The organism is Microbacterium sp. Beta, from assembly GCF_005502545.1.
GTDB classification, from domain to species: domain Bacteria; phylum Actinomycetota; class Actinomycetes; order Actinomycetales; family Microbacteriaceae; genus Microbacterium; species Microbacterium oxydans.
In genome coordinates this window covers 41,836-65,367 of the sequence record NZ_SCOG01000006.1, presented here as the reverse complement: position 1 = coordinate 65,367, position 23,532 = coordinate 41,836, and the positions used below count along the sequence as shown (strand labels likewise).

Genomic DNA, 23,532 nt, shown 5'->3' with positions numbered 1-23,532 from the left:
GGCTGTCACAATCATCCGCAAGGTGCACCCGGCGCCTGTGTGTGCTTGCGAACGGAGAGCGGATGTCTGAGCAGAGCAGTGAATCCCGCAAGGTCGCTGGGGCGACCTATACACGCGCCGGGAACGAATACTTCGAGAAACGCACCCTGAAGAGGTCTGCCGGCGTCTGGGGCCTGTGGGGTCTCGCGGTCGCCGCCGTCATCTCCGGAGACTTCTCCGGCTGGAACTTCGGCATCGACTTCGCGGGCTTCGGCGGAATGCTGATCGCCTTCGTGATCCTCGTGCTCATGTACTACGGCATGATCTTCGCGATCGGCGAGATGGCCGCGATGATGCCCCACACCGGGGGCGCCTACTCCTTCGCGCGATCGGCGATGGGACCGTGGGGCGGCTTGGTCACGGGCGCAGCGGAGACGATCGAGTACGTCGCGACCACGGCGGTGATCGTCTACTTCTCGGCGTCGTATGCGAACGGCATCACGAGCGAGCTGCTGGGAATCCAGCTGCCGGGGTGGCTCTGGTACCTCATCCTCTACGTCGTGTTCATCGCGCTGAACTCCGCGGGGGCCGCGATCTCGTTCCGATTCGCGATCGTCGTCTCGATCATCTCGATCGGCATCATCCTGGTGTTCTCCCTGATGGCGATCTTCTCCGGCGCCTTCAGCTGGGACGCGCTGTGGGACATCGCCCCCGACCCCGGCCAGACGGAGTTCCTGCCGCACGGCGTGCTGCCGATCCTGTTCGCGCTCCCGTTCGCGATGTGGTTCTTCCTCGGCATCGAAGAGCTGCCCCTGGCCGCCGAGGAGTCGCACAACCCGACCCGCGACATCCCCAAGGCCGGCTTCTGGGCGCGCGGCACCCTCATCGTCACGGGTCTGCTCGTCCTCTTCCTGAACACCGGCGTGATCGGCGCCGAGGCCACCGGCACCGCGGGCGAGCCGCTGCTCGACGGCTTCCGCGCCATCGTGGGCGACCAACTCGCCGCGGTGCTCGCGCTCTTCGCCTTGATCGGGCTGCTCGCCTCCCTGCAGGGCATCATGTTCGCCTACGGCCGCAACATGTACTCGCTCTCCCGCGCAGGCTACTACCCTCGCTTCCTCTCCCTCACCGGCAAGCGGCAGACGCCGTGGGTGGCGCTCGTCGTCGGTGCGGCGATCGGTTTCGTCGCCCTCATCGTGCTCGACGTGCTCGCGGCCGTCGACGCCGAGGGCGCCGGGTCGGTGGCAGGCGCGATCGTGCTGAACATCGCGGTCTGGGGCGCGGTGCTCGCCTACGGACTCCAGCTGGTGTCGTTCATGATCCTCCGCAGGAAGTACCCGGACGTCGCGCGGCCGTACCGGAGCCCGTGGGGGATCCCCGGCGCAGCTGTCGCGCTCGTGATCGCCGCGCTGATCTTCGTCGGGTTCCTGCTGAATCCGACGTTCGGCCCCGCCATCGTGGCGATCGCCATCGTCTACGTCGTGATCCTGCTCGGATTCGGGCTCTTCTTCCGCCACCGTCTGGTGCTGTCGCCCGAAGAGGAGTACGCGATCTCCGGCGGCTCCCACGGCGACTCGCGGGCCGAGGGCTACGACGCCATGGAGGGCGAGGTGTTCGACGACAGCGGCAGGTGACTCACCGCGCAGCGCCTCGACGACTCCGTCGGGGTGCTGTGTCGCGCCGCCCCTGGACCCTACTTGCGGTCGAAGTCGAAGGCCTTGAGCAGCTCGACGACGGCCTTCTCCCGCTCCTCGCCGCCCTCCTCGAACATGTGGGTGACGTGCGTCTGCAGGTGGTTCTCCAGCAGCAGGCGGTTGAGTGACTCCAGGGAGCGCTGGATGGCGCGGGACTGCGTGATGATGTCCATGCAGTAGTCCTCGTTCTCGATCATCCGCGCGACGCCGCGCATCTGTCCTTCGAGGATGCTGGTGCGGTGCAGCGCACGTTTCTTGATGTCTTCGATCACCCCTCGAGGGTACTCCCCCCAGGGGGTATCCGGCTGTCTGTGCGCCGAGACAGCGCACGCTCCGCGCACAGGGCCGCCGGTGCGGTGGCGTGAAAGGATGACGTCATGCCGCGAACACCGATGACGCAGCTCTCGCCCGCCGACCAGGAGCGCCTCCGCGCGCTCCGACGCATGAAGGCCGTCGCCCTCGGCGCCCTGGTGTTCATGGCCGTCGTGTTCGTGTTCGCCTTCGCGTTCCAGCAGCGCATCGAGGGACTCGCTTATGTGCGCGCGGCGGCCGAAGGCGGCATGGTGGGTGCGCTCGCGGACTGGTTCGCGGTGACCGCGCTCTTCCGACGCCCGCTCGGGCTCCCCATCCCGCACACCGCGATCATCCCGAACCGCAAGGACGAGATCGGCCGCTCGCTCGGCGAGTTCGTGGAGACGAACTTCCTCGCCGCCGACGTGGTGCGCACCAAGCTGTCGACCACGAAGATCGCTCTGCGCGCAGGCGACTGGCTGCGTGAGGCCCCGCATGCGGAGCGGGTCGGCGCCGAGGGTGCGACGATCGCCACGGCCGTGCTCAACGCGCTGAGCGACGACGACGTGCGAGACCTGATCACGGACCTCGCCCGCGAGCATCTGGTCGATCCCGAGTGGGGTCCGCCCGCCGGAGCGTGGCTCGAGAAGATCGTCGAGGCCGATGCCCATCACGGCGCTGTCGACCTCGCCGCCGACAGCATCTCGCGCTGGCTCGACGCGAACGCCGAATCGTTCAGCGGTCTGGTCTCCCGGCGCCTTCCGGGGTGGGTGCCGAAGCTGGCTCACCGCTTCGTGGACGACACGGTGTATCACGAGGCGGTCAAGTTCGTGCACGCCGTGCAGGCCGACCCCCGCCACCCGGCACGCCTCGCGGTCGACGGCTATCTGGCACGTCTGGCCGACAGCCTGCAGAACGACCCGGCGACGCGGGCGAAGCTCGAGAACGCCAAGGCGTCGCTGTTCGACAGCCCCCGCGTCGGCGCTCTGGCCGCTGAGGCGTGGAACACCGCGAAGAACGGCTTGCTCGCTGCCCTCGCCGATCCCGAGAGCGGCCTCCGACGCCGCGCCGTGCAGGCCCTGCAGGAGGTCGGGGAGCGCCTCACGACCGACACCGCGCTGCAGAACCGCGTCGACACGTGGGTATCGGACGCCGCGGTCTTCCTCGTCGACCGCTACCGGCACGACATCGCCTCGATCATCACCGACACCGTCGAACGCTGGGACCCGGCGGAGACGACGGAGAAGATCGAGCTCATGGTCGGCCGCGACCTGCAGTACATCCGTTTGAACGGCACGTTCGTCGGCGCCCTGGCCGGTCTCGTCATCTTCTCCATCGCGCACGCCCTGATCCCCGGAGTCTGACCATGCCCTCGTCCTCCCGACCGCTGAGCCACGATCCCCTCTGGCCCCGAGCCGGGTCCTGGCCTGCCTTCGACGGCACCGCCGACGCCGTGCTCGTCGGGGTGCCGACCTGGCGCACCTCGCTCTCCCCGACCGGTGCGCACGCGACGCCCACGGCGATCCGCGCGGCTCTCCCCCGCTACGGCACCGCGCTGATGGGACCGCCGGTGATCGAGCTCGACGAGGTGCTGCGCATCGCCGACGCCGGCGACATCGCCGATCCTGACGGCTCCGCCGGTGAGGCCAGGGTCATCTCCCGCGTGCGCGAGCTCGCCGCCGCTTCGAAACTCGTGATCGCCCTCGGCGGCGACAACTCGCTCACCTATCCGGTGGCGCTCGGTGCCGAAGCGACGGGACTGATCACGTTCGACGCCCACTTCGACCTGCGCGACGGCATCTCGAACGGCACTCCCGTGCGGCGCCTCGTGGAAGATGTCCCCGCCACGTCGCCGCTGGATACCACGCGCATCGACCCGACCAAGGTCGTGCAGATCGGCATCGCCGACTTCGCGAACTCCGCCGCCTACGCCCGACGCGCAGCCGAGTGGGGCATCCGTGTGATCCCCCTCGACGAGCTCCGCCGCCGCGGAATCGACGATGTCGTCGCGGAGGCCGTGGAGGTCGCCGGTTCCGGAGCCGATGCGCGCATCCATCTCGACATCGACGTCGACGTCTGCGACCGGTCGGTCGCGCCGGGCTGCCCGGCGAGCGTGCCCGGCGGTCTGCAGGCGTGGGAGCTGCGCGCCCTCAGCAGGGCCGTCGCGACGGATCGACGTGTCGCGAGCGCCGACCTGGCCGAAGTCGACGCCACCGCCGACGCCGACGATGCCCGCACCGTCCGCCTGGCGGCTCTGTGCGTGCTGGAGCTGCTCGCCGGACTCGCCGCACGCACATGAGGATCGTGGTGTCGGGGACGCACGCCAGCGGCAAGAGCACGCTGATCTCCGACTTCCGTGCGGTCCGCCCCGAGTACGTCGTACTGCCCGACCCCTTCGAGGACCTCGATCTCGACGATCCCGCGAGCGAGCACAGCTTCGCCGTGCAGCTGCGCGTCACCGCGGCGCGACTCCGGGAGTCGGCCGCCGCTTCCGCGGTGATCTGCGAGCGGGGGCCACTCGACTTCCTCGCCTACCTGACCGCTCTGGAGGAGCTGGGCCGCAGTGACGGCGCGCTCCTCGCCCGCGCCGCAGAGATCGTGGAGGCGTCGATGGCCGCGATCGACCTCGTCGCGATCGTGCCCCTGGACGGGAGCCGGCCGATCCACGTCACCGGCGACGAGGACCCGGCTCTGCGCGTCGCGATGGACGAAGCGCTGGTGGGACTCGTCGATGACCTCGAGCGCGCAGGCTCCGTCCCGCACGTGGTCACGATCGTCGGCAGCCCCGAGGAGCGGCTCCGGCTACTGCTCGAGGCGAGCCGGGGCTGACCAGCCCCAACCCCCGTGCGGCGAGGGCGCTCACTCAACGACCCGGTCTCGACCTCCAGCACGAGCGGCCGAGGAACCAGAACGGCCGATGGGACATGATCTCTCATGTCCCATCGGCCATCTTCACGGTGGACCTAAGGGGATTCGAACCCCTGACCTCCTCGATGCGAACGAGGCGCGCTACCAACTGCGCCATAGGCCCGTGAACAGGTTCTACGCTATCACGACGAGAGGGCCGCTCGCGTCGCAGACCGTCATCCTGCGGCCCGACGCGAGAGCAGTTCGCGCACGTGGGCCTCGATCTCGGCGTCGTCGACGAACCCCATCCGCGCGTACGGCGACGACGCGGCCGGCAGGGCCACCGGCGGCTCCGGTGCCATCTGCTCCGCCCGCTCGCGCAGTGCGGCGACTCGCGCGGCCTTGCGGCGCGCCTCCTGGGCTTCGAGCTGAGCCTGTGCGGCCTGCGCACGGGACCCCGCCACGGATGCCATCGGCTCGGGCAGCGGACGCGGCGTCCACGTCGCTCGGCCCTGGTCGTGAAGCTCGGGGGCCACACGCGGAGCAACAGGGGTGGCCACGACGTGGGCGGCGCGCGCGGCACGGTTCGCGACCGCGGCCATGCGCTGCAGAGCGACACCGGCGACGACGACCACCGCACCACCGACCCAGATCAGAGCAGATCCGCCGGCAGCCAGCAGCTGCCACACGCCCAGCCCGGCGACGATGAGCCCGGCCAGCAGGCTGCTGGTCGCGAGGATACGCACACGTCTACGCGCGCGCGCCCGACGGATCACGGGGTCGGCCCTGGTGGCCGCGAGTTCCTGCCGCAGAGCCTCGAGCGCGGCGGCCTCCCGCTCCGACTGCACCCTCTTCGCCAGCTTCTGCTGAGCGAGCGCGGTGCGGGCGTTCAGCTCGACGCGGACCTCCCCCGGCGTCTCGCTCGTCTCGGCGAGCACGCGCAGCGCCTGGTTCAGTCGCACGGCGTTGCGTTCGGCGGCGTTGTACTGGAACCGGCCTCGCCACGACGGCAGAAGATAGAGCATCCACAAGAGCACGGCGACGAGCACGATCACTCCTCCGCTCAGCACCGGCCCGTCCATACCGACAACGCTAAGGGCTGGGGGCGGGCAGCGCCGTACAGACGGGCGCGTGTCGCGGCGTGTTCGTCCGGATCCGCTGTCCGGACGGGTGTTTCAGGACGATATGCGGTCGGCCGGCGGCACCGTCGCGGCGTCGGGAGGCACCTGGCCGCTGAGCCACCGCGCCAGCACACCCTGCGGCACGTCTTCCGTGGTCAGGGCGAATGCGTAGTGGTCGCGCCAGTCCCCGTCGATGTGGATGTAGCGCCGCCGCAATCCCTCGTACCGGAACCCGAGCTTCTGGACGATGCGCAGGCTCGCGGCGTTCTCCGGACGGATGCAGATCTCCATGCGGTGCAGGCCGTACTCGGTGAAGCACGCATCGGTGGCCATCGCGACCGCGGTCGGGGTGATCCCGCGACCGGCGAATCGCTCGCTCACCCAGTACCCGATCGTGGCAGAGCACAGCGAGCCCCGAGAGACTCCCCATACGTTGAGCTGCCCCGCGATCTCGCCGTCGTACTCCATGACGAAGGGGTAGCCGGAGCCGTCACGGTACTGCTGGAGCAGGCGACGGATGCTGAGCCTCATATCGAAGGACACCGATCCGTACGGGACGGTCGCCTCCCACGGCTGAAGCCATGACCTGTTGGCGAGCAGCTCATGCTGCAGAGGCCGCGCATCCTTCGTTCGGACGAGCCGCAGCTCTATCGGGCCGTGTCGCATCCCCGTCGCCAGATCCATGCCGCACCGACGCCCGCGAAGCCGCCTAGAGGCGTTCCGCGAACTCCTTGAGCCAGGGGCGCAGCTCCGAACCGAGGTCGTCGCGGTCTGCCGCGAGCTGGACGATCGCCTTGATGTAGTCGACGCGGTCGCCCGTGTCGTAGCGGCGACCACCGAAGACGACGCCGACGACGCCGGGGCCGTCAGGGTCGGCCGCCATCACCTGCAGTGCGTCCGTGAGCTGGATCTCGCCCCCCTTGCCCGGCTCGGTGTGCTCGAGGATCTCGAAGACCGAGGCCGGGAGGACGTAGCGTCCGATGACCGCGAGGTTCGAGGGGGCGTCCTCCTGTGCCGGCTTCTCGACGAGACCGGTGACCCGAACCGCATCCGACCCTTCGAGGGGTTCGACCGCAGCGGCGCCGTACATGTGGATGTTCGCGGGATCGACCTCCATCAGCGCGATCACCGCGGCGCCGGTGCGCTCGTGCTCGGCGATCATCTCGGTGAGCAGCGGATCGCGCTCGTCGATCAGGTCGTCACCGAGCAGCACGGCGAAAGAACTGTCGCCGACATGGGTGCGCGCACGCAGCACTGCATGACCCAGACCCTTCGGCTCACCCTGACGGACGAAGTGGATGTCGGCGAGGTCGCTCGACTTCATCACGCGCTCGAGGCGACCGGTGTCGCCCTTCTCCATGAGCTTCACCTCGAGCTCGGGGACCGAGTCGAAGTGGTTGGAGATCGCGTTCTTGTTGCGCCCGATGATGACGAGGATGTCGTCGATCCCGGCGTCAGCCGCCTCTTCGACGACGTACTGGATGGCCGGCTTGTCGACGACCGGGAGCATCTCCTTCGGCATCGCCTTCGTGGCGGGCAGGAATCGTGTCCCCAGTCCGGCGGCGGGGATGACTGCTTTGATCTTGTGGTTGCCCATCCTCTCAGCCTAGTGGTGAGCGTCGACGTAGACTCGGAGCCATGTCGAACGACGTCGAACACGCCAAGCGCGCACTCCGCGCCGAGCTCCGCGAACGACGCCAGCTCCTCTCCGACACACAACGCGAGACGGCGGCCACCGCCATCGGCGAACGCCTCGATGCCCTCGTCGACGAACTGGGCGCCCGATCCATCTCCTGCTTCCTCTCCACCACGACGGAGCCGGGCACCCGTGACTTCGTGACCAGGGCCGTGCGCCGCGGCATCCGCGTGCTCCTCCCCGTCACCCGCGCCGACGGACTGCTGGACTGGGCTGTCGCCACGGACGATGACGAGGTCGCCGAGGGCCTCTTCGGCCTGCCGGAGCCCACGGGCGAGGTGCTGGGCCCTATCGCCGTGAACGACGTCGACCTGATGATCGTCCCTGCCGCGGCGGTCGACCGTTCCGGCATGCGCATGGGCTGGGGGCGCGGGTACTTCGACAAGACGATCGGCTCGATGGAGAAGTGCCCTCCCGTCTACGCGGTCATCTATGATTCCGAGGTACTCGACGAACTTCCGCGAGAGGTCCACGACCAGCCGGTGAACGGCGTCGTGACCCCGTCGCAGACCCTCACCCTGTCGCCGCGGCGACGCTGATCTCAAGGACCCCCATGCCCACCTACGCCTATGCCTGCACCGCGTGCGGTCACACCTTCGACGCCGTGCAGAGCTTCGCCGACGACGCTCTCACCGTGTGCCCCGAGTGCGGTGGCGCGCTGCGCAAGCAGTACGGCTCGATCGGTGTGACCTTCAACGGCTCCGGTTTCTATCGCACGGACTCGCGCGCCAAATCCGGTGGATCGAAGGATGGTTCGGCATCATCGAAGACGGAATCGACGACGAGCGCCAAACCGGCGGCTGCGTCGACTCCGGCCTCTTCCTGAGGTATCGATCTGTTGGGGGATCCCATGCTCAAAGGTTTCAAGGACTTCCTGCTCCGGGGCAACGTCATCGATCTGGCCGTCGCGGTCGTCATCGGCACGGCGTTCACCGCGATCGTCACGGCCGTCGTCAACAGCATCATCAACCCGCTCATCGCGCTCTTCCTCAAGGCGGACGCGGCCGGACAGTTCGGGATCCAGGTTCCGAACATCTACGGCGAGACGGTGACCTTCCCGATCGGCGACCTGATCTCGGCGATCATCAGCTTCCTCGCCGTCGCCGTCGTCGTGTACTTCGTGTTCGTGCTGCCGATGAACACGTTCAAAGCTCATGTCGAGGCCCGCAAGGGCACGCCCGCGGAGGAGCCGGAGGAGGAGCCGGCCGCGGCGACCGAGTCCGAGCTGCTCGTCGAGATCCGCGATCTGCTCAAGGCACAGCGCGGGGCCTGACCGGCTGGAACCCCTCGAGACGCACGGTCCCTCTTCGGAGGGACCGTGCGTCTCTCCGTTCCCGGCTGAGGTAGGAGCCGCACAGTCAGTAGTGCGGCGGGACGTCCTGGAGCAGCTGATCGTCGTTCGGCCCCTTGGCACCCTTCGGCCGGTTCCGCGCCGACGGCGTCTCCGCTGGCCCCGATTCCGGTTCCGGGTCGCTCCCCGGCACCGGAGTGAGACGCGCACGACGAGATCCGGCGATGCGTTCCACGTGCTGGCGCGGGTCCGCGGGCCCCGGGTGCTCAGTCATTCTGGGTGTCGAGCGTGTCGATCGGCTGCGTATCGTTCTCCGCGCGCGGGGCGGAATCCGAGATGCCGAGCACCGCGGCGATCCGGGTCGCCACGGTCACGGGGTCGCTGTAGAGGTCGAACGCGTGCACGCGCACGTAGTGCCAGCCCAGGCGACGCAGCACGTGCGGGCGCAGACGCAGGGTCTCGCGCAGGGACTCGCCTCGCGTCTCGGGATCCGACTCGATCACGACGGCCTTGCCGCCGTGCTGCGCGACCAGCGGGAGCAGTCCGCGGTAGTCGACGTCCACCGACGCGCCGAGGCGCCGCAGTTCGCGGGCAAGCGCCAGGGTCAGCGGGTCGGCGAGATCCTCCAGCCGCGCATCCCGGCTCCGGGCGGCCAGGCCGCCGAGGATCGACATCAAGGTCGCAGCCCCGTGCTCCAGGCGCCCATCGTCGAACGAGGAGGGACGGATCGACGAGACGAGGACCATCGAACGGCGCGCTCTCGTCATCCCGACCGTGAGCAGTCGCTCGCCGTCCGGTGTGGAGAGGTCGCCGAAGTCGCTCAGGACGCGGCCGTGCTTGGTGAGACCGAAGCCGAGCGAGAAGATCACACGATCGCGGCTCTCCGCGACCGACTCCTCGAGCGTCAGCACCGCGAACGGTTCGACCGTGTCTCGGCCGACGAAGTCGGCGACATCGGATCGCCCGGCGAACGCCGAAGTGACGGCGGCGCGCACGCGCTCGGCGTGGCGGGCGCTCGCGGTGACCACCATGAGGGATTCCGACGGGCGATGCACCGCGTGCTCGACCACGAGGGTCACGACCCTGGCGACCTCGGCATCCGGGCTCTCGACCGCACCCGAGATCGGATCGGGCGTTCCCGTACCGCCCTCGACGTAGTCGACAGTCAGACTGCCACGACCGAGGTACGAGCCCGCCCAGGGAAGGGAGACGATCTCGCCCCCGTAGAAGGCATCGTTGATGAGCTCCGCGAGGTCCTCGCCACCCGCCCGGTAGCTGCGGGTGAGGGTCATCACGGGCAGGAGCTCGGACAGGCGCTCGAAGGCCGAGACGTCGTCGAAGGGCACCTCGGGCTCCCACGACTCCTCCGGATCGACCGCGATGCGGAACGGGGTGGGGCGCTGCGTGACCGGATCGCCGAACGCGACGATCTGGCGCGCACGACGGATCGCCGGGGCCGCTTCTGCGAGGTTGATCGCTGCGGCATCGACGAGGATCACGGTGTCGAACTCGACCGAGTCGGGGATCTCGGGCACCAGGTACGGCGAGGAGATCCAGGCCGGCGCGAGCACGTCGACGAGGGTGGGCGCAGCGCTGACCACCTGCGCGGTGGTCGTCGCGGATTGCGTCAGCGCCTGACGCAGGTGCTGCGACTGCTGGGGCTCGTCGACGATCGCGATGCGCCACTGATTGGCCAGCTGCCATGCGAGCAGCGGTCCGGCCATGGCGGCATGCGCCTCATCGACCAGGCGGAAATCGCGCTCGAGCCGATCGACGACCGCGGTGTTCGCTCCGAGGAGGGCGCGGTTGTCCTGCAGGGCGCGCTCGAGGAGGGACTGCCACCAGGCGAACTCGAGCTCCTCCCCCACCTGGGACTCCGAGACGTGGCGGACGGAGAGCTCGGTGAGAAGCGGCTCCAACCCGAGGAGGGCGAGTCGGTCACGCAGCTGGGCGCGCTCGACCAGGTTCTCGAAGACGTCGGATTTGGCAGCGAGGCCGGCGAGGGTGCGAACGAGCCGGGCCACGGGCAGCGATGCCAACGGCTCACGGCGTCCGAGGGCGGTGTCGAGTTCGGCGAGCTCGGCTTCCACACGCTGCCAGGCCGCGTGGACGTCGGCGAGACCGAGCGGGATCTCCGGCGCGACGCCGGCGTCGACGAAGCGCTGCCATTGGGTGCGCTGCGCCTGGATCCGCAGGAGAGCCTCATGCATCTCGGTGACATGCACTCCCGGGCGGACATACTCCTTGGCGAGCCGACGGAGCCTGCGCCGGTTCGCCCCGGACAGGCCGGGAGCGTCGCGGCGCGAACCGTGCGCCTGGATGAGCTCACCCAGAGGACGTTCGAAGACCGTGGGGCTGAATCGGTCGAGCGAATCGCGGATCCCCTGCAGAAGCCGCAGGTACTCGCCGAGCTCGTCGATGGTCGCGAACGGACGCATGTGCGTCTGCGCGATCAGCTCGTAGCCGCGCTCGAGCAGGGTGGGCACGCTCTGCGAGTGCAGTCGCCCGGCGAGCTCGTGCGCCGCTCGTGCGGCTTCGGTGCTGGAGAAGGTGACCCCGTACCAGGGCGAGTCGTTCGGGCCGAAGCGGAATTCGCCGAGACGGGCGGCCTGTGCGAGGGCCTCGGCAGCCTCGCTGCGGTCGGCGGCGAGGCGACGAAGCGCATCGGGTCCGAGACGCGCGGTGGTCGACGGTGGAACAGGGAGCGACGCCAAGCGCGTCAGCTGGCGGGTGGCGTCGAGGACCGAGGCGCCCAACCCGGCGATCGGCGCGCTGAGCGCCTGACGGTAGTCGCGCAGGACGGTCCGCAGACGCACGAGAGCATCGTCGACTTCGCCGACCTTCGGCGCCGTGGCCTTCTCGTTGCGCCCGATGGCCCTGACCAGATCGCGCCGCACGTTCGCCGGCGAGACCGCGAGGCTGTCCAGTCCGATCCCGGCGAGACGATGGCGGACGCCGTCGAGGGTCGAGCGACGCGCGGACACGACGAGGACGCGCTTGCCTCCGCGCACGAGTTCGCCGAGCGCGTTGATCACCGTCTGCGTGCCGCCGGTCCCCGGAAGCGTCGCGACGGTCAGGGAGTGCCCCGCGGCGATGCGCGCGAGCACAGCTTCCTGCTCGGCGTCGGCGTCGAGGAGGAGATTGTCGGACGCAGGAGCGCGGTCGTCCGGCCCGATGTGGTGCGGGATCGCCCGTGGGGCGGTCACGCGCTCGCGGTCGCCCACGTGTCCGGCGAGGGCGTTCAGCACCTGATGGTCGAGACTGCCGCCGTCGCGGGACATCACCCCGGACACGTCGGCGAACGTCGAGACGACCAGGCGCGGCTCGACCGAGAAGGTGTCGATCGATCGCGTGATCGCGCGCAGGCTGTCGATCACCGGCTGCGGCTTGAAGATCCCGCCGTCGTAGGCGAGGGCTGCGAGAGCTGTCGCGTCGATCGTGAGACCGAAGTGATCGCGGGCGATCCGCACGAGTTCGGGATTCACCTCGAAGGTGCCCTGCAGCTTCAGCTCGAAGTCGGAGTGGTGGCGGCGGATCGCCAGCGGACGCAACAGCACAGGTGCGGCGAACCCCGCTCCCCCGATGCGCCACCGGGCGACGCCGACGGCGAGGTGCACGGCCTCGATGCCGCGGACGGTGCGCAGCTCGGTGTTCTTTGCTGTGATGCGCTCCGCGGCGAGTCTCGCTGTGCGCAGACCGACCTCATCGCGGAAGAGGTTCGAGAGGAGCGTCGACTTGCCGGTGATGAACTGCGGCAGGCTGCCGGGGTGCGCCTTGGAGATGTCGATACCCGACTCGGGGCTGTCGCGGAAGCTCACCAGTGGCGAGGGGCCGCCGAGATCCGCGGCCTCCGCTCTCAGACGCGTGCGCTCCGACTCCGCTGCGTGCGCGATGTCGATGCCGGCAGTGGACCCGTGCAGGTCGCTGATCGACACAGCAGGATCCACCGCTGTGTCGTCCGCAGACTTTCCTTCACGTCGCCACACAATGACACCCTAGGCGCGCGACATGCCGACGCGGGGTATCCCGGGCGGGTTTCCGCCGAATTTCCGCGATGCGATGCACCGTCCACTTCTCCTGCCCGGCGTCCGCGCCGACGAGGTTCTCCACCCGGAGCGGCAACAGCGGCGTGCGGTGTCCCGTCCAGGGGTCAGGATGGGGGCATGACCTTCCGCTACGACTTCGCGCCGACCCCCTTCGGCGATGCTCTCGCGGTGTTCTCCGACGAGGGCATCGTGCGGTTCGATCTCTCCGAATCCGAAGACCCGCGCGTGCCCTGGCTGCTCGAAGGCGTGTCGCGCCAGCTGAGATCCGTGCCGGAGCCCGACCCCGGTGCCGCCGACGAGCTCGCCCATCTGCTCGCCGACTACTTCGACGGCGAGCAGGTGCGCTTCGACGAGCACATCCGCCTCGACTGGCGACTCGTCGACGGGTTCGCTTTGACCGCTCTGCGGACGATCTGCGACATCGAGTGGGGCGAGACGATGAGCTACGGAGAGGTCGCGGTCCTCGCCGGACACCCCGGCGCCGCGCGCGCCGTCGGCACAGCGTGTCGCGTCACACCGTTCTCGATCATCGTCCCGGTGCACCGCGTCGTGCGGTCGGACGGCAGCGCGGGCCAATACGGCGCGCACCCTGAGCGCAAGAAGTTCCTGCTCGACCTCGAGACGAGCTGAGCCGTCGGCAGGCGGTGTCGTGGACCCGGCGAGTAGGCCGCCGGGTCCACGACTTCGGGCTCAGGCTCAGTGCTCCGTGGCCTTCTCCGCGCCGAATCCGGTGAGCGATCGCACCTCCATCTCCGCGGCCAACCGGGGAGACTCCTTGCGGCTGCTGGTGATCGTGCCCAGCCAGCCGAGCAGGAAGCCCAACGGGATCGAGACGATGCCCGGGTTGTTCAGCGGCCACACGGCGATATCGATCCCCGGGATCATCGATGTCGGGGTTCCCGAGAACACCGGCGAGAGGACGATGAGGACAATCGCCGACCCGAGCCCGCCGTACATGCTCCACACGGCCCCGCGAGTGGTGAATCTGCGCCAGAACAGCGAGTACAGGATGGTGGGCAGATTCGCCGACGCGGCCACGGCGAAAGCCAGCGCCACCAGGAACGCGATGTTCTGCCCCTGCGCGCCGATCCCGCCGACGATCGCCAGGATACCGATCACGATGACCGTACGTCGGGCGACGCGCACCTCTCCGTTGGGGTCGGCTTCGATCGGCTTGCCCTCCGAGTCCTTGCGCCCCTTCTGGATGACGTTCGCGTAGATGTCGTGCGCGAACGACGCGGCAGCGGTGATAGTGAGTCCCGCGACGACCGCGAGGATCGTCGCGAATGCCACAGCCGAGATGAAGCCGAGCAGCACCGGTCCGCCGAGTTGGAGAGCCAGCAGCGGGGCCGCGGAGTTCACACCCCCCGGGGCCGCGGCTATCACGTCCGCTCCGACCAGGGCGCCGGCACCGTACCCGAGCACGAGCGTGAGCAGGTAGAACCCGCCGATGAGCCAGATGGCCCAGACGACCGAGCGACGGGCCTCCTTGGCGGTCGGAACCGTGTAGAAGCGCATCAGGACGTGCGGCAATCCCGCAGTGCCCAGCACGAGCGCCAGACCGAGAGAGAGGAAGTCCCACGGATTTGCTCCGTACTGCAGACCGGGCGCCAGGATCGCGTCACCCTTGTCCGAGTTCGCCACCGCGGCCTCGAGCAGCGTGTTCAGACTGAACCCGTTGATCGCGAGCACCCACACGGTCATCCCGAGGGCACCGCCGATGAGGAGGAAGGCCTTGACGATCTGCACCCAGGTCGTTCCCTTCATGCCGCCGATCAGCACGTAGACGATCATGAGGATGCCGACGACCGCGATCACGACCGACTGACCGACCCGACCGTCGATGCCGAGCAGCAGGGACACCAGACCGCCGGCACCCGCCATCTGCGCCAGCAGGTAGAAGAAGCACACGGCGAGCGTCGTGATGGCGGCCGCCATCCGCACAGGCCGCTGCTGCAGACGGAACGAGAGCACGTCCGCCATGGTGAACTTGCCGGTGTTCCGCATCAGCTCGGCGACCAGGAGCAGGGCCACGAGCCACGCCACGAGGAAGCCGATGGAGTAGAGGAATCCGTCGTACCCGTTGATCGCGATCGCACCGCAGATCCCGAGGAATGATGCGGCGGACAGGTAGTCGCCCGCGATAGCGAACCCGTTCTGCGGACCGGTGAACGAGCGGCCGGCGGCGTAGTAGTCGGCCGCGGTCTTGTTGTTGCGACTCGCTCTGATCACGATGAACAGCGTCACCGCCACGAACGCCAGGAAGATCGAGATGTTGAAGACCGGATTGATCTCGAGGGCAGCGGGTGCCGCCGCGCGCACGCCGCTCATGCCGCGCCCTGCGCTTCCTCGAGTTCCTCGCGGATCTGCGCCGCGAGCGGATCGAGCTTGCGATTCGCGAAGGAGACGTAGGCCATCGTGATCGCGAAGGTGGTGACGAACTGGCCGAGGCCGAAGAGGAGGCCGATCGTGATGTCACCCCACACCCGCTGTCCCATGAAATCCGGAGCGAAGGCGGCCAGGAGGACGTAGACGAAGTACCAGAGGAGGAAGAAGGCCGCCATCGCGAAGATGAACGATCTCTGCGTGCGTTTCAAGGTCAGGAATCTCGGGGATCGTTCGACCGCTGTGTAGTCGATCTCACCGTTCGAATCCGTGTTCGTCTGGTCGCTCATGGGGCCTCCTTGCCACATGTCCGGTGCTCGCACGAGCCACCTCGTGCGAATGGTAGGGTCGACGCTACGAAACGGGGCATTGCGTCGTCACCCCCGAAAGTAGGTAGTCGTGAACTCACCCGTCGCCCGCGAATCCGAGGCGGATCTCGTCGCGAACGCGGTGCGGGAGCTTGCACGGCGCACACGCTTCCCTGTCGCTTTCGGCGGCCTCATCGAAGAAGGCGTGGTGAGCGTCACCAGCATCGTCGGCGCTCGCACGCGTTCGCTGGACGGTCTTCGTGTGCGTCCGGAACGCGGCCTCGGCGGTCGCGCGATGATGGAGCTCCGCCCCCGCATGACGAGTGACTACGGGTCGTCCCAGCAGATCACCCACGACTACGACGTCTTCGTGCTGGGAGAAGGTCTGCGTACGCTCCTCGCTCTTCCCATCGTCGTCCAGGGACGCTCCCGCGGGGTGCTCTACGCCGGCGGGTGGGACGAGGAGCGAGTCGGCGGGGTGACCACCGCCCCCGCCATGCAGGTCGCCCGATCCGTCGCCGATGAACTGCGCATCCGCGACGAGGTGCAACGGCGACTCCAGGAGACCGCCCTCAATGAAGACGTGGTCGCCCCGGCGCAACGCGAGGAACTGCGGCAGAGCTTCGCGGAACTCCGCAGCATCGCGGCCTCCGTCGAGGACGAAGATCTCCGCACCAGGATCGCGCACGTCGAGCGGCGCCTGCTGACCCTCGCCGGAGACGGTGCGGCGCCGGCCACGGGGCCGATCCCCGCGATCCACCTCTCTCCGCGCGAGACCGACGTGCTCGCATGCGCCGCGCTCGGTTCGACCAACGCGGAGATCGCGTCGCAACTCGGTCTGCGAGAAGGCACCATCAAGGCATATCTGGGGACGGCGATGTCCAAATTGGATGCGTCGACGCGCCACGCCGCTGTCGCGAGAGCCCGGCGAATCGGACTTCTTCCCTGATCAAAGGGAATGGAATAATCGCACGGCCTTTGCGAGATGAATGCGATCGAGCATTTCGAGTTGTCGCATTTCTCTCAGGGGAGTAAAGTCGCCCCCATGGCGAGACGAATTGTGCACCAGCTGGTCGACGACATCGATGGCAGCGTTCTGGAGGTCGGCGAAGGCGAGACTGTGCATTTCTCGCTCAACGGCACCGCTTATGAGATCGACCTGAACACCGCGCACGCCGATGAATTGCGCAAGGCGCTGGAGCCCTACGTGGCGGCCGGACGCAAGGCGGGATCGTCCTCGAACGCCTCACGCACGTCGTCCGCACGCAAGCGTCCAGCGCGGAACCCCGAGGTCGCGGCGATCCGCGCATGGGCGAATGACAATGGCCACAAGATCTCCGAGCGTGGACGCATTCCTGCGCAGGTCGTCGACGCGTACAACGCCGCGCACTGACGTCATTCCAGACGTTCTTCACCCCCTACGGGGTAATTATTACGCGCCCTCCTGCAGCCAGGGCTCGTCCCGAAGCGTGATCTCCTCGGTCATATCCGTGAGGAAGCGGATCACGACTTCCCTTTCGGCCTGCGTCAGGCGAGCGGCGGAATAGAACCGCTTCGCCTGCTGCCGACCCACCGTCTCCATCGCCGCATGCCGAGTCTCCGGGGTGATGGATATCTGCAACGCCCTGCGGTCGGTCGGGTGCGGAGCGCGGGCGATATGCCCTCCCTGCTCGAGGCGGTCGAGAAGCTTCGTGGTCGCCGCGGTGGAGACGCCGAGGTGGTGGGCGATGCCCCCCGGAGTGGCCACGAGGTTTCGATTCGCGCACACGATCAGATAGTGCAACGCGCGCATGTCGGTCTCGTTCAGGCGCATGTACCGGCGCGAGGCCTGCGAGAGGGTCTGCTCCGCTTCGCGCAGCCCTGCCAACGACTCCATGACCTGCGCGATCTGCTTCAGCTCCTCGGGCGGCACGCCTGTGCGGTCGATCAGGACACTGCGGGGGTCGCTGGCCTCGACGTCGTAGATCGCGGTGTGGATGAGCCCGTCCGGCGCCTCGCCCGTCGGACTCACCCCTGCTCCCGGTGCGGGGGACGACTCCTGCGCGCCCGCGTTCGGGGTGGTGCCGGGCTCCGAGTCCATGCGATCATGTTACACACCAACATTTTCATGCTAAGTTGACTACTCACCAAGTTAGCTAAATCGGGAACGCTCGAGGCCAAGGAGATGCCGTGGATGACGTGACCCTCCTCGCCGAAGACGGGACGGCTGTCGGAACGCTTCCCAAGAGCGAAGTCCACACCAGCGACACCCCCCTGCACCTGGCCTTCTCCTGCTACGTCTTCGACCGTGACGGTCGCCTGCTGATCACACGCCGGGCACTCACGAAGAAGACGTGGCCGGGTGTCTGGACCAACAGCTTCTGCGGCCACCCGCGACCGGATGAGGCCATGGTCGATGCGGTGCTTCGCCACGGTCGCGGGGAACTCGGCATCCAGGTGTCGGACATCCGCACCGCGCTCCCCGACTACCGGTACCGCGCCGTCGATGCGAGCGGGATCGTCGAGAACGAGATCTGTCCAGTGCACGTCGCCGTCCTCGACGCCGACCCCACGGCGAATCCCGATGAGGTGTCCGAGTGGACGTGGGTCGACGTGGATCCGCTGATCGAGGCCGTGGCGCATGCGCCCTTCGCCTTCAGTCCGTGGTTGGTCGAGCAGCTGCCCCTGTTACGTCAACGCGGCGAGGTGTGACCGATGAGCGCGACGACCACCGAGGAATCGCTGAGCACCCGGATCGAGGAGGCACTTCGCCACCGGTTCTCCGAGAGGAGCACAGCGGCCGAGCGTTACGGGAGCGAGTTCGTCGCACTGTGGCGGGCCGCCGAGGAACACGCTCTCGGGGGAAAGCTGATCCGTCCCCGCCTGCTCCTCGATCTCACGCATGCGCTGGCACCCACGCCGCTGACGATCGCCGAGACGCAGTCCGCGATCGAGGTGGCCGCCCACGTCGAGCTTCTCCACTACGCCTTCCTCCTCCACGACGACGTGATCGACGGTGACCTCACGCGGCGCAGAAGACCCAATCTGATCGGAGCGCTCGCGGCATCCCGCCCCGCAGGACCGACCGAGACCTCCCTGCACTGGGCGCGCTCGAGCGCGATCCTCCTCGGGGATCTGCTCCTGTCGTCGGCGGTGCTGGGCTTCGCGCGCGCCGAGGTCGCCGCAGAGTCTCGCGAGCGCCTGCTCGGCCTGCTCGAAGAGACGATCTTCGAGACCGTGGCGGGGGAGCACACCGACGTCGCACTCAGCGACGGCATCATCGCTCCCGATCTGCGGACGATCCTCTCCACGAGCGCGTACAAGACCTCGACCTACTCCTTCGTCCTGCCGCTGCGCGCCGCTGCGGTGCTCGCGGGTTCGTCGACCGCTGCCGAGGAGCACCTCACGGCGATCGGATGGAACCTCGGACTCGCCTATCAGCTGCAGGACGACCTGCTGTCGGTGTTCGGCGACCCCGAGGAGCACGGCAAGGACCCCTTCTCCGATCTGAGAGAGGGCAAGGAGACGGCGATCATCGCGTACGCGCGCATGACGAGCGAATGGGACGGGATCGAGCTGCACTTCGGACGGACCGACCTCAGCCCGGCGGACGCCGCGGCTGCTCGCGACCGACTGCGCGCATGCGGCTCCGAGGCCTTCGTCGAGGGTTTGGTGCAGGAGCATCTCGATGCCGCCGATGCCGCGCTTCTGGACGCGGAATCCGCGGGCCTGGTCCCCACAACGGCGGCAGAGGCCATTCGGAGCCTCGCTTCCCGAGTCGGGAGTCGCCGCCGATGAGCACCACCCCATCCGGCCACCGCGATGAGACCGCACTCCGACGTTTCAACCGCACGGCGGAGATCGCCACGACCGATGTCATCCGCACGTACTCGACGTCGTTCGGACTCGCCAGCCGCCTGCTCGGGAAACGCCATCGGCAGCACGTGCGCAACATCTACGCGATGGTCCGCATCGCCGACGAGATCGTCGACGGCGTGGCTGCGGAGGCCGGCCTTGACGTCACGGCACAATCAGCCGCCCTCGATTCGTACATCGCGGAGACCCATCGGTCGATGCGCAGCGGCTACAGTAGCGACCTGATCCTGCATGCGTTTGCTCGCACGGCGCGGGAGTGCGCGATCGGCGATGACCTGACCCAGCCGTTCTTCGACTCGATGCGTGCGGACATCGACGCGGACTCCGGTTTCGCCGCGTATGACATCGACGCCCATGCGGCCTACGTCTACGGCTCCGCTGAGGTCGTCGGGCTCATGTGTCTGCAGGTGTTCCTCCGAGACGCCGAGCGCACACCGGAGGAACGGGAGATCCTCCGGCACGGGGCACGGCAGCTCGGCGCCGCGTTCCAGAACGTGAACTTCCTGCGCGACCTCGCAGACGACACCGACCGCCTGCACCGCGGTTACCTCGGCGGGAGCGCGCGTCTCACCGACGCTGATCGCGACGCGTGGGTCGAGACCGTGTTCGGGCAGCTGGCCGACGCGCGCGCCGCGATCCCGCTGCTGCCCAAGGACGCGCGCGCCGCGGTTCGCAGTGCCCTGGCGTTGTTCGCCGCGCTCACTCGGCGGGTGTCGACGACTCCCGTCGACGTCCTCTACCGGCGCCGGGTCCGCGTTCCCGATCCGATCAAGGCCGTCCTCGCCGCTCGATCCGTGCTCGTCACAGCGCTGGAGCGCGACCGATGAGCCGGGTGGTCGTCATCGGCGCCGGCGTTGCCGGTCTCGCCACGGCAGGACTGCTCGCACGGGACGGACACGACGTCGTCGTGCTCGAGAAGAACGATCGTGTCGGTGGCCGAGCAGGGACGATCGAACGCGACGGGTTCCGTTTCGACTCCGGCCCATCGTGGTACCTGATGCCGGAGGTCTTCGACCACTTCTTCGAGATGATGGGCACCACGACCGCCGAGCAGCTCGACCTGGTCAGGCTCGATCCGGGCTACCGTGTGTTCCGAGCGCCCGGAGCGGTGGATGCCTCCCCGACACCGGTGACCGTGCCCGCAGGACGGGAAGAGGTCACACGGCTGTTCGAAGCGCTCGAACCCGGTTCAACGGCAGCGCTCGACGCGTACCTCGACTCCGCACAGGATGCCGGAGCGATGGCCCGGAAGTACTTCCTCTACAACCCGTTCACGCGCATGCGGTCGCTTCTCGCGCCGGAGGTGGTCCGCGCTCTGCCCCGACTGGGCGCCCTGCTCGGAACACGCCTGCAGTCCTACGCTGCGCGGCGCTTCGACCACCCTGTCGTGCGCCAGATCCTGGGCTACCCCGCGGTGTTCCTCGGAACCGATCCCCGAAGCGCTCCGGCGATGTACCACCTCATGAGTGCGCTCGACCTCGATCAGGGCGTCAGCTACCCGCAGGGCGGATTCTGGCGCGTGATCGAACGGATCGAGGCACTCGCACGCGATGCGGGAGCACGGATCGTGACCGAGGCGCAGGTGACCGGGATCCGCACGCAGGACGGTGCCGACAGCACGCACGTGACCGGCGTCGGCTGGCTCGACGAGTCCGGTGCCTCCCACGTCGAGAGCGCCGACGTGGTGGTCTCAGCAGCCGATCTGCACCATACCGAGACCGCCCTGCTCCCTGCCACGCTGCAGACCTATCCGGAATCGTGGTGGGCGCGACGCACCAGCGGACCCGGCGGGATCCTCGTGATGCTGGGCGTACGCGGCGGGCTGCCCGAGCTCCCCCACCATTCGCTGTTCTTCACCGACGATTGGGACGCGAACTTCGACGCGATCTTCGGCTCCACCCCGACGGTGCCGGACCCGGCATCGATCTACGTCTGCCGGCCGAGCGCGACCGACCCCGACGTCGCTCCCGCCGACCATGAGAACCTGTTCGTCCTGATCCCGGTGCCCGCCGACGTCGATCTCGGCAACGGTGGGGCCGACGGACACGGATCCCCTGCGGTCGAGCGTGCGGCCGACGCGGCGATCGATCAGGTGGCGACCTGGGCGGGCATCCCCGACCTGCGGGAGCGGATCGTCGTGCGGCAGACGACAGGGCCCGCGGACTTCCGTGACGACTATCACTCCTGGCGCGGCGGGATGCTGGGCCCGGCCCACATCCTCTCGCAGAGTGCGATGTTCCGCGCCCAGAACGCATCCAAGCGCGTGCAGGGTCTGTTCTACGCCGGCGCCACGACGGCACCGGGCGTGGGGGTTCCGATGTGTCTGATCAGCGCGGAGGTCGTCCTCAAACGCATCAGGGGCGACCACTCGCCGGGGCCGCTCCCCGTTCCCGCACACTCCCCCGTCGGGACGGAGGCGTCCTGATGGGTGCGGTGTATCTGGCGGCCCTCCTGGTGTCGCTGGGCTGCATGCTGCTGCTGGACTGGCGGTTCCGGCTCTTCTTCTGGCGCGACGCGGTCTCCGCTGCCGTCGTGACGGCCCTCGGCCTCGTGTTCTTCCTCGTGTGGGACGTGGCCGGGATCGCGAACGGGATCTTCTTCCGCGGCGACGGAGCGATCGCGACGGGCCTGGTGCTCGCTCCCGAGCTGCCCATCGAGGAACCCGTCTTCCTGCTGTTCCTCGTCGTCTGCACCATGATCATCTACACCGGGACGACGCGTGTGCTCGCCCGACTCCGTGCACGCACAAGGGCACAGAGGGAGCGATGATGACCTACCTCCAGCTCTCCGCCTGGTTCGTCGCCGGTTCCGCAGTTGCCGGCGCGGCGCTCGTGCTCGCGTCCCGCGGTCGCGGACCACGCCCCGCATCCGTGCTCCTGACCATCCTGGTGCTCTTCCTCCTCACCGCCGCGTTCGACACCGTGATGATCGCGAGCGGGCTGTTCCACTACGCCCAGGATCCGCTGCTCGGAGTGCACGTCGGGCTCGCGCCGATCGAGGACTTCGCCTACCCGCTCGCAGGTGCTCTGCTCCTTCCGGCCGCGTGGACCGCGATGCGCGCCCTTCGGCGGTCCCGCGGGCGGACACCGACAGATGAGGAGGAACGACGTTGAGCGGAGCCACCGCGCCGTCGAACGGCATCGCACGGGACATCGCCCAGATCGTGCTGTCGTCGCGTCCGATCAGCTGGATCAACACGGCTTTCCCCTTCGCGGCCGCCTACCTCCTGAGCACGCGCGACATCGACCTCACCCTCGTGCTCGGCACCCTGTACTTCCTCATCCCCTACAACCTCGCGATGTACGGGATCAACGACGTGTTCGACTACGCCTCCGATCTGGCGAACCCGCGCAAGGGAGGCATCGAGGGAGCACTGCTCGCACCCCGCATCCATCGAGCGACCCTGTGGGCGGCTGCGGCGACGAACATCCCCTTCCTCGTCTACCTCGTGATCGTCGGGAACCCGGCCTCGACGGCCTGGCTTGCGGTGAGCGTCTTCGCGGTCATCGCATACTCCGCGCCGTTCCTCCGATTCAAGGAGCGCCCGTTCCTCGATTCCGTCACCTCCAGCACACATTTCGTCAGTCCCGCGATCGTCGGCCTCGCCCTGGCCGGAGCGTCGGCGACGACGGGAACCGTCATCACGCTCGGCGCGTTCTTCCTCTGGGGGATGGCCGCCCATGCCTTCGGCGCCGTGCAGGACATCGGCCCCGACCGGGCGGGCGGCATCTCTTCGATCGCCACGGTCATCGGTGCACGGGCGACCGTACGCCTGTCGCTCGCGCTGTGGGTGATCGCAGGCACGGCCATGCTGTGGACTCCGTGGCCCGGTCCGCTCGCCGCCGTCCTCGCGTTGCCCTATGTGGTGAATGCAGCACCGTGGTGGAACGTGACGGACGAGACTTCCGCCTCCACGAACCGCGCCTGGCGACGCTTCATCGCCCTCAACTACTTCGCCGGCTTCCTCGCGACGATGATCCTCATCCTCGCCTGGATCTCCTGACCGCCCGTTCCGAAGC

General features: G+C 68.4%; 26 protein-coding genes and 1 tRNA gene. 17 read left to right on the top strand and 10 right to left on the bottom strand.

The window, feature by feature from the left end; all coding sequences use genetic code 11:
* Positions 1–62 precede the first annotated feature (62 nt).
* A complete protein-coding gene (locus FFS56_RS08270; protein ID WP_127012500.1) occupies positions 63–1,613 on the top strand; it encodes an amino acid permease in 1,551 nt (516 codons plus the stop codon).
* A gap of 59 nt (positions 1,614–1,672) precedes the next feature.
* Here FFS56_RS08270 and FFS56_RS08265 read toward each other — a convergent pair whose 3' ends face one another.
* Positions 1,673–1,945, bottom strand: a complete 273-nt coding sequence (locus FFS56_RS08265; RefSeq protein ID WP_045263421.1) for a metal-sensitive transcriptional regulator — start codon at positions 1,943–1,945, stop codon at positions 1,673–1,675.
* A gap of 105 nt (positions 1,946–2,050) precedes the next feature.
* On the opposite strand from FFS56_RS08265, the gene FFS56_RS08260 reads away from it, so the two are divergent.
* The 3 genes from FFS56_RS08260 to FFS56_RS08250 are packed head-to-tail and all read left to right on the top strand — an operon-like array spanning position 2,051 to position 4,793.
* Positions 2,051–3,328, top strand: coding sequence for a DUF445 domain-containing protein (locus tag FFS56_RS08260; protein ID WP_046749790.1), 1,278 nt, complete (start codon positions 2,051–2,053; stop codon positions 3,326–3,328).
* Positions 3,329–3,330: 2 nt separating this feature from the next.
* Positions 3,331–4,263, top strand: coding sequence for an arginase family protein (locus FFS56_RS08255; protein WP_046749791.1), 933 nt, complete (start codon positions 3,331–3,333; stop codon positions 4,261–4,263).
* A gap of 8 nt (positions 4,264–4,271) precedes the next feature.
* Positions 4,272–4,793: an AAA family ATPase gene (locus FFS56_RS08250; protein WP_164734105.1), complete on the top strand. Its 522-nt coding sequence runs from the start codon at positions 4,272–4,274 to the stop codon at positions 4,791–4,793.
* 129 nt (positions 4,794–4,922) lie between these two features.
* On the opposite strand, the gene FFS56_RS08245 is transcribed toward FFS56_RS08250, so the two are convergent.
* The 4 genes from FFS56_RS08245 to galU all read right to left on the bottom strand — a co-directional run bounded on the left by FFS56_RS08245 (position 4,923) and on the right by galU (position 7,529).
* Positions 4,923–4,995: transfer RNA gene (locus tag FFS56_RS08245), tRNA-Ala, on the bottom strand.
* 52 nt (positions 4,996–5,047) lie between these two features.
* Positions 5,048–5,893, bottom strand: coding sequence for a hypothetical protein (locus FFS56_RS08240; RefSeq protein ID WP_127012502.1), 846 nt, complete (start codon positions 5,891–5,893; stop codon positions 5,048–5,050).
* A gap of 93 nt (positions 5,894–5,986) precedes the next feature.
* Positions 5,987–6,598, bottom strand: coding sequence for a GNAT family protein (locus tag FFS56_RS08235; protein ID WP_058631271.1), 612 nt, complete (start codon positions 6,596–6,598; stop codon positions 5,987–5,989).
* A 43-nt stretch (positions 6,599–6,641) separates the two neighbouring features.
* A complete protein-coding gene (galU, locus tag FFS56_RS08230) occupies positions 6,642–7,529 on the bottom strand; it encodes a UTP--glucose-1-phosphate uridylyltransferase GalU (RefSeq protein ID WP_046749794.1) in 888 nt (295 codons plus the stop codon).
* A gap of 41 nt (positions 7,530–7,570) precedes the next feature.
* Here galU and FFS56_RS08225 point away from each other — a divergent pair, with 41 nt between their 5' ends.
* The 3 genes from FFS56_RS08225 to mscL are packed head-to-tail and all read left to right on the top strand — an operon-like array spanning position 7,571 to position 8,901.
* Positions 7,571–8,167, top strand: a complete 597-nt coding sequence (locus FFS56_RS08225) for a 5-formyltetrahydrofolate cyclo-ligase (protein ID WP_046749795.1) — start codon at positions 7,571–7,573, stop codon at positions 8,165–8,167.
* A gap of 14 nt (positions 8,168–8,181) precedes the next feature.
* Positions 8,182–8,454 (top strand): FmdB family zinc ribbon protein, encoded by a 273-nt coding sequence (locus FFS56_RS08220; RefSeq protein ID WP_046749796.1) that lies wholly within the window; start codon positions 8,182–8,184, stop codon positions 8,452–8,454.
* Positions 8,455–8,478: 24 nt separating this feature from the next.
* Positions 8,479–8,901 (top strand): large conductance mechanosensitive channel protein MscL, encoded by a 423-nt coding sequence (gene mscL, locus FFS56_RS08215; protein ID WP_046749797.1) that lies wholly within the window; start codon positions 8,479–8,481, stop codon positions 8,899–8,901.
* Between the two features lie 85 nt (positions 8,902–8,986).
* On the opposite strand, the gene FFS56_RS08210 is transcribed toward mscL, so the two are convergent.
* Together FFS56_RS08210 and FFS56_RS08205 are read right to left on the bottom strand one after the other, a co-directional pair.
* Positions 8,987–9,193 (bottom strand): hypothetical protein, encoded by a 207-nt coding sequence (locus tag FFS56_RS08210; protein WP_127012503.1) that lies wholly within the window; start codon positions 9,191–9,193, stop codon positions 8,987–8,989.
* A complete protein-coding gene (locus tag FFS56_RS08205; protein ID WP_171010971.1) occupies positions 9,186–12,854 on the bottom strand; it encodes an ATP-binding protein in 3,669 nt (1,222 codons plus the stop codon). Before FFS56_RS08205 ends, FFS56_RS08210 begins: the two co-directional genes overlap by 8 nt.
* Positions 12,855–13,082: 228 nt before the next feature.
* Between FFS56_RS08205 and FFS56_RS08200 the strand changes: the two genes are divergently transcribed.
* On the top strand, positions 13,083–13,595 hold the full coding sequence (locus tag FFS56_RS08200) for a methylated-DNA--[protein]-cysteine S-methyltransferase (protein ID WP_046749800.1): 513 nt from the start codon (positions 13,083–13,085) through the stop codon (positions 13,593–13,595).
* Positions 13,596–13,661: 66 nt separating this feature from the next.
* Here FFS56_RS08200 and FFS56_RS08195 read toward each other — a convergent pair whose 3' ends face one another.
* Both FFS56_RS08195 and FFS56_RS08190 read right to left on the bottom strand, forming a co-directional pair.
* Positions 13,662–15,296 carry a cation acetate symporter gene (locus FFS56_RS08195; protein ID WP_046749801.1) on the bottom strand — a complete coding sequence of 545 codons (1,635 nt, stop codon included), beginning with the start codon at positions 15,294–15,296 and terminating at the stop codon, positions 13,662–13,664.
* Complete coding sequence (locus tag FFS56_RS08190) at positions 15,293–15,640, bottom strand: DUF485 domain-containing protein (protein WP_127012505.1); 348 nt, start codon at positions 15,638–15,640, stop codon at positions 15,293–15,295. The genes FFS56_RS08195 and FFS56_RS08190 overlap by 4 nt, the downstream gene beginning before the upstream one ends.
* Before the next feature lie 109 nt (positions 15,641–15,749).
* Between FFS56_RS08190 and FFS56_RS08185 the strand changes: the two genes are divergently transcribed.
* A complete protein-coding gene (locus FFS56_RS08185) occupies positions 15,750–16,607 on the top strand; it encodes a LuxR C-terminal-related transcriptional regulator (RefSeq protein WP_046749803.1) in 858 nt (285 codons plus the stop codon).
* A gap of 36 nt (positions 16,608–16,643) precedes the next feature.
* On the top strand, positions 16,644–17,051 hold the full coding sequence (locus FFS56_RS08180) for an Lsr2 family protein (RefSeq protein WP_331454691.1): 408 nt from the start codon (positions 16,644–16,646) through the stop codon (positions 17,049–17,051).
* A 39-nt stretch (positions 17,052–17,090) separates the two neighbouring features.
* On the opposite strand, the gene FFS56_RS08175 is transcribed toward FFS56_RS08180, so the two are convergent.
* The gene (locus FFS56_RS08175) at positions 17,091–17,738 is read right to left on the bottom strand and encodes a MarR family transcriptional regulator (RefSeq protein WP_082682551.1); all 648 of its coding nucleotides are present in this window, start codon (positions 17,736–17,738) and stop codon (positions 17,091–17,093) included.
* Between the two features lie 89 nt (positions 17,739–17,827).
* Here FFS56_RS08175 and idi point away from each other — a divergent pair, with 89 nt between their 5' ends.
* From idi to FFS56_RS08140, 7 genes are read left to right on the top strand one after another with little or no spacing between them, the layout of a single operon-like run.
* Positions 17,828–18,349 carry an isopentenyl-diphosphate Delta-isomerase gene (gene idi / locus FFS56_RS08170; protein ID WP_058631261.1) on the top strand — a complete coding sequence of 174 codons (522 nt, stop codon included), beginning with the start codon at positions 17,828–17,830 and terminating at the stop codon, positions 18,347–18,349.
* Between the two features lie 3 nt (positions 18,350–18,352).
* Positions 18,353–19,435, top strand: coding sequence for a polyprenyl synthetase family protein (locus FFS56_RS08165; RefSeq protein WP_127012506.1), 1,083 nt, complete (start codon positions 18,353–18,355; stop codon positions 19,433–19,435).
* Positions 19,432–20,340 carry a squalene/phytoene synthase family protein gene (locus tag FFS56_RS08160; protein ID WP_046749807.1) on the top strand — a complete coding sequence of 303 codons (909 nt, stop codon included), beginning with the start codon at positions 19,432–19,434 and terminating at the stop codon, positions 20,338–20,340. The genes FFS56_RS08165 and FFS56_RS08160 overlap by 4 nt, the downstream gene beginning before the upstream one ends.
* Positions 20,337–21,938, top strand: coding sequence for a phytoene desaturase family protein (gene crtI, locus FFS56_RS08155; protein ID WP_127012507.1), 1,602 nt, complete (start codon positions 20,337–20,339; stop codon positions 21,936–21,938). Before FFS56_RS08160 ends, crtI begins: the two co-directional genes overlap by 4 nt.
* Entirely contained in the window at positions 21,938–22,282 is a 345-nt protein-coding gene (locus FFS56_RS08150; protein ID WP_127012508.1) for a lycopene cyclase domain-containing protein, read from the top strand. The genes crtI and FFS56_RS08150 overlap by 1 nt, the downstream gene beginning before the upstream one ends.
* Positions 22,279–22,626 (top strand): lycopene cyclase domain-containing protein, encoded by a 348-nt coding sequence (locus FFS56_RS08145; RefSeq protein ID WP_307723495.1) that lies wholly within the window; start codon positions 22,279–22,281, stop codon positions 22,624–22,626. Before FFS56_RS08150 ends, FFS56_RS08145 begins: the two co-directional genes overlap by 4 nt.
* Positions 22,623–23,516: a prenyltransferase gene (locus FFS56_RS08140; protein WP_046749811.1), complete on the top strand. Its 894-nt coding sequence runs from the start codon at positions 22,623–22,625 to the stop codon at positions 23,514–23,516. Before FFS56_RS08145 ends, FFS56_RS08140 begins: the two co-directional genes overlap by 4 nt.
* Positions 23,517–23,532 lie beyond the last annotated feature (16 nt).

Bases quoted from the DNA above. Each gene is read 5' to 3' on its own strand.
- FFS56_RS08145 (WP_307723495.1), top strand. From the start codon at position 22,279: ATGATGACCTACCTCCAGCTCTCCGCCTGGTTCGTCGCCGGTTCCGCA.
- FFS56_RS08160 (WP_046749807.1), top strand. From the start codon at position 19,432: ATGAGCACCACCCCATCCGGCCACCGCGATGAGACCGCACTCCGACGT.
- FFS56_RS08200 (WP_046749800.1), top strand. From the start codon at position 13,083: ATGACCTTCCGCTACGACTTCGCGCCGACCCCCTTCGGCGATGCTCTC.
- FFS56_RS08235 (WP_058631271.1), bottom strand. From the start codon at position 6,598: ATGCGACACGGCCCGATAGAGCTGCGGCTCGTCCGAACGAAGGATGCG.
- galU (WP_046749794.1), bottom strand. From the start codon at position 7,529: ATGGGCAACCACAAGATCAAAGCAGTCATCCCCGCCGCCGGACTGGGG.
- FFS56_RS08175 (WP_082682551.1), bottom strand. From the start codon at position 17,738: ATGGACTCGGAGCCCGGCACCACCCCGAACGCGGGCGCGCAGGAGTCG.
- FFS56_RS08190 (WP_127012505.1), bottom strand. From the start codon at position 15,640: ATGAGCGACCAGACGAACACGGATTCGAACGGTGAGATCGACTACACA.
- FFS56_RS08210 (WP_127012503.1), bottom strand. From the start codon at position 9,193: ATGACTGAGCACCCGGGGCCCGCGGACCCGCGCCAGCACGTGGAACGC.
- FFS56_RS08255 (WP_046749791.1), top strand. From the start codon at position 3,331: ATGCCCTCGTCCTCCCGACCGCTGAGCCACGATCCCCTCTGGCCCCGA.
- FFS56_RS08225 (WP_046749795.1), top strand. From the start codon at position 7,571: ATGTCGAACGACGTCGAACACGCCAAGCGCGCACTCCGCGCCGAGCTC.
- FFS56_RS08150 (WP_127012508.1), top strand. From the start codon at position 21,938: ATGGGTGCGGTGTATCTGGCGGCCCTCCTGGTGTCGCTGGGCTGCATG.
- crtI (WP_127012507.1), top strand. From the start codon at position 20,337: ATGAGCCGGGTGGTCGTCATCGGCGCCGGCGTTGCCGGTCTCGCCACG.
- FFS56_RS08165 (WP_127012506.1), top strand. From the start codon at position 18,353: ATGAGCGCGACGACCACCGAGGAATCGCTGAGCACCCGGATCGAGGAG.
- FFS56_RS08270 (WP_127012500.1), top strand. From the start codon at position 63: ATGTCTGAGCAGAGCAGTGAATCCCGCAAGGTCGCTGGGGCGACCTAT.
- FFS56_RS08195 (WP_046749801.1), bottom strand. From the start codon at position 15,296: ATGAGCGGCGTGCGCGCGGCGGCACCCGCTGCCCTCGAGATCAATCCG.
- FFS56_RS08180 (WP_331454691.1), top strand. From the start codon at position 16,644: ATGAATGCGATCGAGCATTTCGAGTTGTCGCATTTCTCTCAGGGGAGT.
- FFS56_RS08240 (WP_127012502.1), bottom strand. From the start codon at position 5,893: ATGGACGGGCCGGTGCTGAGCGGAGGAGTGATCGTGCTCGTCGCCGTG.
- mscL (WP_046749797.1), top strand. From the start codon at position 8,479: ATGCTCAAAGGTTTCAAGGACTTCCTGCTCCGGGGCAACGTCATCGAT.
- FFS56_RS08260 (WP_046749790.1), top strand. From the start codon at position 2,051: ATGCCGCGAACACCGATGACGCAGCTCTCGCCCGCCGACCAGGAGCGC.
- FFS56_RS08220 (WP_046749796.1), top strand. From the start codon at position 8,182: ATGCCCACCTACGCCTATGCCTGCACCGCGTGCGGTCACACCTTCGAC.